Annotated in this window: 8 protein-coding genes and 1 pseudogene; 4 read left to right on the top strand and 5 right to left on the bottom strand. The window is 56.1% G+C overall.

Annotated elements, in window-relative coordinates; genetic code table 11:
- Positions 1-472: pseudogene (locus tag ACZAHD_RS11430) on the bottom strand (autotransporter outer membrane beta-barrel domain-containing protein); the annotation flags it as partial.
- A 500-nt stretch (positions 473-972) separates the two neighbouring features.
- Between ACZAHD_RS11430 and hemB the strand changes: the two are divergent.
- Complete coding sequence (gene hemB, locus ACZAHD_RS11425) at positions 973-1,947, top strand: porphobilinogen synthase (protein ID WP_004858446.1); 975 nt, start codon at positions 973-975, stop codon at positions 1,945-1,947.
- 176 nt (positions 1,948-2,123) lie between these two features.
- Complete coding sequence (gene olsF / locus ACZAHD_RS11420; RefSeq protein ID WP_462456870.1) at positions 2,124-3,842, top strand: bifunctional ornithine lipid synthase OlsF; 1,719 nt, start codon at positions 2,124-2,126, stop codon at positions 3,840-3,842.
- Between the two features lie 119 nt (positions 3,843-3,961).
- Here the strand turns inward: olsF and tauD are convergent, their stop codons facing one another.
- Genes tauD through tauA form a run of 4 tightly spaced genes read right to left on the bottom strand, consistent with a single transcriptional unit; the run spans position 3,962 to position 7,377 of the window.
- The gene (tauD, locus tag ACZAHD_RS11415) at positions 3,962-4,813 is read right to left on the bottom strand and encodes a taurine dioxygenase (RefSeq protein WP_462456869.1); all 852 of its coding nucleotides are present in this window, start codon (positions 4,811-4,813) and stop codon (positions 3,962-3,964) included.
- On the bottom strand, positions 4,810-5,637 hold the full coding sequence (gene tauC / locus ACZAHD_RS11410; protein ID WP_462456868.1) for a taurine ABC transporter permease TauC: 828 nt from the start codon (positions 5,635-5,637) through the stop codon (positions 4,810-4,812). Before tauC ends, tauD begins: the two co-directional genes overlap by 4 nt.
- Positions 5,634-6,401 (bottom strand): taurine ABC transporter ATP-binding subunit, encoded by a 768-nt coding sequence (gene tauB / locus ACZAHD_RS11405; protein ID WP_462456867.1) that lies wholly within the window; start codon positions 6,399-6,401, stop codon positions 5,634-5,636. Before tauB ends, tauC begins: the two co-directional genes overlap by 4 nt.
- 10 nt (positions 6,402-6,411) lie before the next feature.
- Positions 6,412-7,377, bottom strand: a complete 966-nt coding sequence (gene tauA / locus ACZAHD_RS11400) for a taurine ABC transporter substrate-binding protein (RefSeq protein WP_462456866.1) — start codon at positions 7,375-7,377, stop codon at positions 6,412-6,414.
- 442 nt (positions 7,378-7,819) lie between these two features.
- Here tauA and ACZAHD_RS11395 point away from each other — a divergent pair, with 442 nt between their 5' ends.
- Together ACZAHD_RS11395 and ACZAHD_RS11390 are read left to right on the top strand one after the other, a co-directional pair.
- A complete protein-coding gene (locus ACZAHD_RS11395; RefSeq protein ID WP_462456872.1) occupies positions 7,820-8,449 on the top strand; it encodes a response regulator in 630 nt (209 codons plus the stop codon).
- The gene (locus ACZAHD_RS11390) at positions 8,449-9,990 is read left to right on the top strand and encodes an MASE1 domain-containing sensor histidine kinase (RefSeq protein ID WP_462456865.1); all 1,542 of its coding nucleotides are present in this window, start codon (positions 8,449-8,451) and stop codon (positions 9,988-9,990) included. Before ACZAHD_RS11395 ends, ACZAHD_RS11390 begins: the two co-directional genes overlap by 1 nt.
- Positions 9,991-10,015 lie beyond the last annotated feature (25 nt).

Here is a 10,015-nt window from a genome sequence, read left to right as displayed (position 1 = left end):
GCGTACCGTTATAGGTATAATGCTCATAGTTATCATCAATGGTTGAGTTATCAACGGTCAGCGCCAGACGATCATAAACATAACCGGTAGCATCGCGAGCCACACAATCGGTAGTCATGCACTCAGAAGTGATCATCCCATGAATTGTGCTGTCTTTAATGGTCAGACTATTGCTATTGGTGTTGGTCGAGAGCCCATCATCAAGATAGTAAGTAGAGATCACACCATTGACGACAGCTTTATTAATTACCGGATAAATATCACCGTTATAAATACTACCCGTCGCGTAATTATTCCAACCGACATAGCCTTTATAGTAAACGCCGTCAGCATAGGCTGAGTCATTATAATGTTTAAATGTTGTGTAGGTGGTTCCAGAAATATCAGTAGAAGCACTTGCCTGAGAGGTGACTGCCAAGGTGCAGGCTAATGCTAATTGTGAAACTACAAATTTCTTTTTCCAAGGGTGCATTTGTCATCCCTCCTCGGGGACGTAATATCGTTGATCCATCAATTATTAATGCATAGAAGAATATTATTATGCTTCGCGACAACGATTATGCAGTATCACCAGATAAAGGTTCAATTATTCTTCACCTAAAGTCCGAAACCGGACAATGACTTCATGATACAAGCCGATAATTTAAAAAAGGAAATAAAGAATTTCAGTTAATTAACGAGGGTTATACATACCATACAGTAAATGAATACTTAAATCTAAAAACAAAAACCCAATAAATAAACAACAAAAAATTCAACTTACTTTCAAAAATCAATAAACCCATCAACATTTAATATATACAAAAAATAAAAATATCATCTGCAAATATATTTAACTCAATCACACGCATTAGATTCACACTCTCATTATCATCTCCTCCTGTGTGGGCAGCTTTTGAGCCACTTTCGTAAAACCCCCGTACGCAAATTCAGGTATACTGCCCACTTTCATTTCACAAAATCAGGCAAACCATGACAGATTTAATCACTCGCCCTCGCCGTTTGCGTCAATCCGCTGCGCTGCGCGCCATGTTTGAAGAGACAACACTGAGTTTGAATGACCTGGTGTTGCCGATCTTTGTTGAAGAAGAAATCGACGATTACAAAGCCATTGAGGCCATGCCTGGCGTGATGCGCATTCCGGAGAAGTACCTGGCACGTGAAATCGAGCGTATCGCTAACGCCGGAATCCGCTCGGTGATGACCTTCGGTATTTCGCACCACACCGACGCCACCGGCAGCGATGCCTGGAATGAGAACGGCCTGGTGGCGCGTATGTCACGCATCAGTAAGGACGCAGTACCGGAGATGATTGTCATGTCCGATACCTGCTTCTGTGAATACACCTCGCATGGCCACTGCGGTGTATTGTGCGACCACGGCGTCGACAACGACGCTACCCTGGTGAACCTGGGCAAACAGGCGGTGGTTGCCGCTGCCGCAGGCGCCGATTTTATTGCGCCCTCCGCAGCAATGGATGGTCAGGTGCAAGCGATTCGCCAGGCGCTGGACGCCGCCGGTTTTACCCGAACGGCCATCATGTCCTACTCCACCAAGTTTGCCTCTTCATTTTATGGCCCGTTCCGCGAAGCGGCCGGTACCGCGCTAAAAGGCGATCGTAAAACCTATCAGATGAGCCCAATGAACCGCCGTGAAGCGATTCGCGAATCTCTGCTGGATGAAGCCCAGGGCGCAGATTGCCTGATGGTCAAACCGGCCGGTGCCTATCTTGATATTCTGCGCGATATCCGCGAGCGCAGCGATCTGCCTCTCGGTGCTTATCAGGTCAGCGGCGAATACGCGATGATCAAGTTTGCCGCCCAGGCCGGCGCTATCGACGAAGAAAAAGTGGTGCTGGAAAGCCTGGGTGCCATTAAGCGCGCCGGCGCCGATCTGATCTTCAGCTACTTCGCCCTCGATCTGGCCGAAAAGAAAATCCTGCGTTAATTCCTGTCATGACCCCCGGTCGCGCTGCGCTTACCGGGGCGACAATCTGCTCCGGTAGCCCGAGTCAGGCGTCACCCGGGGAAATGAACTCGCGCCAATCCCAAATCTTCACTTAACTGTAATCTGAGCGACATCTGCGCCTTCTACTGTCTGGGCAGGACGGAGGAGGAAGCACTATGTTTAGTCTCGACAATGTACTCGACGACCTGTGGCCTCAGGCGAGGCCTTCACCCTGGCAAAAAAAAATACTCAAAAAATTACTTCATGAGGAAGAGTTTCAACAATTTGCCGCTCGCCATCGCCACCTGAAAGGGCTTGATACGGTCGAGCAAGTGCTCGAACATCTCAATATCCGCTGCGCCATTCCGACGCACGATCTGGAACAAATCCCTGAACACGGTCCGCTGGTGATCGTCGCTAATCACCCCACCGGCACGCTTGACGGCCTGGCGCTACTCTATGCCGTTTCCCGCGTGCGCCGCGATGTCAAAGTGGTCACCAACCGTATGCTGACTCACCTTGAGCCGCTGAGCTCGCTGTTTATTCCGGTCGATAACATTAATGGCCGTACCGCCAAAGCGGCGCTTCAGCAAATGGATCGCCAGTTGCAGAACGGCGGCGTGCTGATCTTTTTCCCGGCAGGGGAGGTGTCACGCCTGACGAGCCAGGGGATCCGCGATAAAAAATGGCACTCTGGCTTTATCAAACTGGCGACCAAATACCGCGCACCGCTGCTCCCGGTATGGATCCGGGCGCACAACAGCGCGCTGTTTTACGCCAGCACTCTGGTCTCCGACAACTTGCCGCTGCTGTTGCTGATGCAGCAAATGTTCCGCCGCCGCAACAGCAGTCTGCCAGTCAATATTGGTCAGCAGATTGCCTGGTCAAGCTGGTTCAACCCTCAGAGTTCTTCTCGCGAGCTGACCGAGCGCTGCTACCGTCACCTGGAGCAACTGGGAAAGGGGCTTCCGGGGCTCTTCAAAACCGAAAGCGCTATTGCCCGTCCCGAAGATCGTGCTCTGCTGAAACGTGAGCTGAGTAAGACAGAAGTGCTGGGGCGCACGGCAGATGGCAAAATCATCTACCTGTGGCAGCGCTGCGGTCAGGAAGATGCGCCGCTGCTGCGCGAGCTGGGTCGACTGCGCGAGATTGCCTTTCGCGCGGTCGGTGAAGGTAGCGGCAAACGCCGCGACATCGACGGGTATGATGACGATTACCTGCACCTGATTCTGTGGGATGAAGAGGACCTGGAAATCGTTGGCGCCTATCGCTTTATGCCTACCGCCATGCAGCTGGAAAAACGCGGCCTGGAAGGGATCTATAGCTACAGCCTGTTTCACTACGACACGCGGATGCAGGATATCCTCAGCCACGGGATTGAACTGGGTCGGAGCTTTATTCAACCACGCTACTGGGGACGTCGCGGTCTGGATTATCTGTGGTGCGGTATCGGGGCCTGGCTGGCGCGCTACCCGCACTACCGCTATCTGTTCGGCCCGGTCTCCATTTCCGGTGGCCTGCCGCCTGCCGCTCGCGATCTGCTGGTGGCCTTCTATCGTCTGTGGTTCCCGGCCACGCATCCGCTGGCGGAATCCCGTCGCCCTTATCCTGCCTCACTGCCCGACGTGCTGGCACAGTTTGGCGGCGAAGATTATAACGAGGATCTGACGCGACTGAAGTCGCTGCTGGGCAACCTTGGCTGCGCCATTCCGCCGTTGTATAAGCAATATTCTGAGGTCTGCGAACCAGGCGGCGTACAGTTTATCGACTTCGGCAGCGACCCGGATTTCAACAATTGCGTCGATGGCCTGGTGCTGGTGGATTTGACCTATCTGAAAGCGAACCGGTATCAGCGCTATATTGGTGCGCATTTAGACGCGCAAAAATCGGCATAATAAAAGCCTCTTCCCGGAGGCGGTGCGTTGCGCCTGTTTGGGCTACTCGCTATCGGCACGCATTTAGAGCGCGTGATTTCCCGGCTTGCGGCGCGTTGCGCCTTAGCCGGGCTACAAAATTACCCCGCCCGGTAATACGGCTTATCCCCCAGAATCGTCGCCCGGTGCATAATCCTGCGCTGCGGCAGGTAATCCGCATTCGCATAATGCTGCGTCACGCGGTTATCCCAAATCGCCACGTCGTCAGGCTGCCAGCGCCAGCGTACCTGAAACTCAGGCTTCGTGACGTGGGCAAACAGGAAGCGTAGTAGCGCTTCGCTCTCTTTCTCCGTCACGTCGACAATGCGGGTGGTAAAGCCCTCATTGACAAACAGCGCCTGTTTCCCGGTCACCGGGTGAGTACGCACCACCGGATGTAGCAGCGGCGGGTTCTTCGCCACCGCCTCCAACCAGCGCTGATGCTCCTCTTCGGTATGGCGATATTTATACTCCTGGAACGATTTACGGAAGTCATGCTCTGCCCGCAGGCCGCTTAGCAGCTGGCGAAAGGGTTCAGAGAGCGCCTCATAGGCCGCAACGCCGCTGCTCCATAGGGTATCGCCGCCGGTCGCAGGCAGCTCCTTCGCCGCCAGAATCGCCCCGGCGGGCGGCGTCTCAATAAACGTGACGTCGGTATGCCAGTTATCGTTATCCGGCGGATTATCGTCGTGGGTATCAAGAACGATAATCTCGTCCACGCCAGGTGCGTGGGGATAGACAGGATGAATATGCAGGTCACCAAAACGCAGAGCGAGATCGCGCTGCTGCCCGGGGGTGATATTCTGCTCGCGCAGGAACACCACCTGATGGCGCAGCACCGCATGATACAACTGCTCAAACTGGTTGTCGCTCAGCGGGCGGGTAATGTCGACGCCGGATACCTGCGCGCCAATATATGGCCCCAGCGGGGTAATGCTTAAACGTTCGCTCATTGTACTTCTCCATGCCAGGGCGTCAGGCGACGTTGCAACGCGCGCAGCCCCAGTTCCAGTAAAAAGGCGATGATGGCAATCACCGCGATGCCAGCTAACACCACATCGGTGGCAAGGAACTCACCGGCGGACTGCACCATAAAGCCTAAACCGCGGGTGGCGGCAATCAGTTCCGCAGCCACCAGCGTTGACCAACCCACGCCAAGTCCAATGCGCAGGCCGGTGAGAATTTCCGGCAGCGCGCCGGGTAAAATCACCAGCCACAGCACCTGCGCCCGACTGGCGCCTAACGCCTGCGCAGCGCGAATACGTACCTGCTGGGCGCTTTTCACTCCCGCCAGCGTCGACATCACCACTGGCGCAAAAATCGCGAGATAAATCAGTAAGATTTTTGGCGTTTCGCCAATCCCAAACCAAATGATCACCAGCGGCAGCCAGGCCAGCGGCGGCACCGGTCGATACAGCTCAATCAGCGGATCGAGAATCCCGCGGATCGTCGGGCTCAGGCCCATGGCGATCCCGACCGGTACGCCCAGGATCGTTGCCGCGACCAAAGCGATCGCGATCCGCGTCAGGCTCGCCGCCAGATGTTGCCAGAGCGTGGCATCCATAAAGCCCTGTGGACCGGCAATGACGATCAGTTTCTGTAGTACCTGCTGCGGCGGTGGAAGAAACAGCGGGCTAATCAGCTGTAGGGTGGTAACGCCCCACCAGATCGCCAGCAGCAACGCCAGCGTGGCGAAACTCAGCGTCAGTTGGCGGGAAAGCGGCCAGCGCCACTTCAGCCTCCGCGGCTGTGGTTTGTCATTGATCACCACGCTCATGAGAAGGCCTCCCGTTGTTCAAATACCCGACTCAGGACATATTCACGCTGTACGATAAACTGCGGGTCAGATTTAATGCTGCGGCAGGACTCGCCAGCGACAAAACGGCGGCCAAAATTCAGCGGCAGCCGCTCCAGTACCCGGCCCGGCCCCGGCGAAAGCAGCACCAGTTCGGTGGCCATAAATACGGCCTCTTCAATATCATGCGTAATCAGCAGTACCTGCTTGCCGGTCTCATGCCAGAGACCAAGCAGCAGAGTTTGCATCTGTTCGCGCGTGAAGGCATCCAGCGCGCCAAACGGTTCATCGAGGAGCAGCAGTTGCGGATTTGCAGCCAGCGCACGGGCAATGCCCACCCGCTGGCGCTGACCGCCTGAGAGCTGCCAGATAAAGCGCTTTTCCGCCCCTTCGAGGCCGACCTTTTTCAGCATCTGCGCGGCGATCCCCTGGCGTTGTGTTTTGTCGACCCCGGCCAGTTGTAGCCCGAGCGCGACGTTATCCTGTACGTTGCGCCACGGCAGCAGCCCTTCATGCTGAAACACCACGCCGCGCTCGGCGCCCGGCCCTTGTACCCGCTGGCCTTCAAGGGTGATGCTGCCGTGCTGATAAGGCACGAATCCGGCAATCAGATTCAGCAGCGTGGTTTTCCCGCAGCCGGAGGGGCCGAGGACCACCAGCAGTTCGCCGCTGTCCAGCGTCAGGTTGATATCCGCCAGCGCTGGTTTGCCGCCGTAGTCGGCGGAAAGATGCGAGATTTGCAGCATCGTGGCCCCCTTACTTCACAAAACGGTCGGTAACGTACTGGCTGTAATCGTTCCCGGCGGCGGGCACTTTGCCCTGTTCTTTAAGAAACTTCGCGGTGTCGATAATGGCTTGATTCACCGGCCCGTTCAGCTCCTGCACCTGCTGGGCGGCGGTCAGATAGGTATTGCCTTTTACCAGCCCCGGAACATCGGCATCCGGCACGCCGCTCAGGCGCGACAGCTTGCTGATATTATCCGGCTGCCTCAGCCACGCATCCGGGTTGGCAATATACGGTTGCTGAGCATCGATAGCGCTTTTCGCAAAGGCTTTTACAATTTCAGGGTGTTTCTCGGCAAAATCTTTGCGTACCACCCACACATCCAGCGTCGGCGCGCCCCATTCCCCCACCTGGGATGAGTCGGTCAGCACTTTCCCCTCTTTTTCCAGTTCGTTCACTGCTGGCGCCCAGACGTAGGCACCGTCAATGTCGCCGCGCTGCCAGGCGGCAATAATCGCTGGCGGCTGCAGGTTGATAATTTGCACCTGGCCCGGCTTAATGCCCCAGTGTTTGAGCGCCGACAGCAGGCTGTAATGGGTGGTGGAGATAAACGGTACCGCAATGCGTTTGCCGATCAGGTCCTGCGGTTTGCTGATGCTCTTCTTCACCACCAGCGCTTCGGAGTTTCCGAGCTTTGAGGCCAGCAGGAACACTTCAATCGGCACCTGTTGCGTGGCGGCGACCGCCAGCGGGCTGGAGCCGATGTTGCCGATTTGTACATCGCCGGAAGCCAGCGCCCGCACGACACTTGAGCCACTATCAAATTTGCGCCAGTCGACGGTTGCGCCGCTCGCTTTGGCAAACGTGTTATCCGCCTGGGCAACTTTCGCTGGCTCAGCGGAAGTCTGATACGCGACGGTGACGTTGACCGCCTGCGCCTGGAATGCTGCCAATGCCAGGGCGGCGATAAGTGTGATACGCGATGATGTGAGTGCCATAGTGTCTGCTTCCCTTAGTTGTTATAGGTGCAGTATTTCCGGCGCGATGCATTTGATGAAGTAATTAAAAATTCTTGCTAAGAACAAAGCGTTTTTAGAAAAAAAGCGGTAATGCTTATACACAAAATCATTCAAAATGTGCCGCAGACTGCCCTCAGAGAGAGGCATGAATGCCTCTCATACAAGCCTGAGGAGCATAGATAGCAATGTGACTGGGGTTTGCGACAAATCTGCCGGGTAGCCGATGTGAACGCTGCTCGCAGCGGCCCCGTAAGGGGCGAGCCCCAGGGATGGGCCGGGTAATCTGCACCACCATAGAAGCAGCATGAAGGATGACGCGTATAACGATTTTGTTACATTCATTGCATAACTGCGACTGGCTGATTGCCAGCGCAGCGACGGCAGGCATCATACAACCATGATTCGGTAAGAGAGTATGAACATGATTCGTGTAGTGCTGGTCGATGACCATGTGGTGGTGCGTTCAGGCTTTGCGCAATTACTCAGCCTCGAAGAGGATCTCGACGTTGTTGGCCAGTTCAGTAGTGCGGAAGGAGCCTGGCCGACGTTATTGCGCGACGACGTCAACGTGGCGGTGATGGATATCGCCATGCCGGATGAAAACGGTCTGAGTCTGCTCAAGCGCCTGCGCGCGCAAAAGCCGCAGTTTCGCGCCATTATTCTCAGCATTTATGACACTCCGACCTTCGTACAGAGCGCCCTCGATGCGGGTGCCAGCGGCTATCTGACCAAGCGCTGCGGCCCGGAGGAGTTAGTCCAGGCGGTACGTTCCGTCGGTATGGGCGGCCATTATCTGTGTGCCGATGCGCTACGGGCGCTGCGCGGCGGGCAACAGCCGGCTCAGGTACTGGAAGTTCTTACACCGCGTGAGCGCGAAGTGTTTGATTTGCTGGTTAAAGGCGACAGCGTAAAAGAAATTGCCTTCAAGCTCGAGCTCAGCCACAAAACGGTTCATGTTCATCGCGCCAACGTGCTGGGCAAACTGCAATGCCAAAGCACGATTGAACTGGTGCACTTTGCTCTCGACCATCAGCTGCTGGCGGGGCATTAATGTCGCGCAGCCTTCGCCACGGGGTCATTTCGCTGTTCATCGTACTGGCATGGGGTAGCGGCTGGCTGATGTTGTGGACGCTGGGTTTTTACCTGACCCATAACGGTCAGCAGGCGGCGCTGTTTTTGCCGCACGGCGTCTATCTGGCGCTGCTGATCCTGCTTTCGCGCCGCTACTGGCCCGCGCTGGCAACCCCCCCTCTGCTGATGCTGCTCTGGCTAAGCAGCGAACAGCTGCTGAACGGCTATATTCTGCTGGCCGCGCCGTTAATTAGCCTGCTCCCTGCCGCTCTCGCCCAACAGTTCTGGCATCGTTTTCCTCTTTACTGGCAGCGGCTGACGCTGCTGCTGGCCACGGTGACCGCAAGCTCGTTAATCAACACGGCCCTCCTCTCACCGTGGATCAAAAGCCCGGCGATGATGCTCGGGCTGGCTTCGTTTACCGGCGGTGTGCTGCTGACACCGTTTGTCTATCTGATTTTTGAATTCCTGCGCCAGCAGCACCGCCACCACCTGCTGGGGCTTGATACCAATAACCCGCCGCTGCGCACTTCGTTAATCATCTGGTGCAGCCTGTTCTTTATCATCGGCATCGGTACCCAGATGGTGCTGTCGCCGGAAATCGAGCGCCTGCTGCTGATTATGGTGTTTCTACCAAACGTGGTAATGGCGTGGAAGTTTGGCTGGCAGGGCGGCGTCCTCTCCGGCCTGCTGGGCAGCATGATGATCACCATCGCGCGCCAGGTTGGCGTCGGATTCAGCAATCTGCTGGAGCTGGAGATCTTCCTGGCGACTCAGGCGCTGCTCGGCATCGGTCTGGGGATTGCCATCAGCCGCCAGCAGCACCTGGCGCAAAACCTGCACCACTATCGCCAGCGGCTGGAAACGGAGCTGGCGGCGCGACGGGCGCTGACCGAAAAGCTGATTCACAGCGAAGAGGACACCCGCAAAAGCCTGGCGCGCGAACTGCACGACGAAATCGGCCAGAACATCACCGCGATTCAGATCCAGTCGCAGCTGGTGAAACGGGCGCGCGATCCGGCGCAGACCCAGGCCGCCGCCAGCCAGATTAACGAGCTCGCGCGGCGTATTCACCACTCCACCCGCCAGTTGTTGCGCCAGCTGCGCCCTCCGGCCCTCGATGAACTGTCGTTTAAAGAAGCGCTGCACCATCTGCTCAATGAGTTTGCCTTTGCCGAGCGCGGTATCCGCTGCCATTTTGATTATCAGCTGACCACCCCCCCGGAGAGCGAAACGTTACGCTTTACTCTCTATCGGTTACTGCAGGAATTGCTCAATAACGTCTGTAAACACGCCGACGCCAGCGAGGTCGCCATTGTCCTGTTTCAGCAAGGGGCGCTGCTGCGCCTGGAAGTGAAGGATAACGGTGTCGGTATCAGCCCAGACAAAATGGCCGGATTCGGTATTCAGGGCGTGCGCGAGCGTGTCAGCGCTCTAGGCGGCGAGCTGACGCTGGAGTCGCAGCAAGGTACGCGGGTAATTGTTAACCTGCCCACAAATTTGCAACAAACAGCCTGCTAACCAGGAAAAAGTCTTAGTCACTGCG

Source organism: Raoultella sp., assembly GCF_039594335.1.
In the GTDB taxonomy this organism is placed as follows: domain Bacteria; phylum Pseudomonadota; class Gammaproteobacteria; order Enterobacterales; family Enterobacteriaceae; genus Klebsiella.
This window is presented reverse-complemented; position numbering and strand designations above follow the sequence as displayed.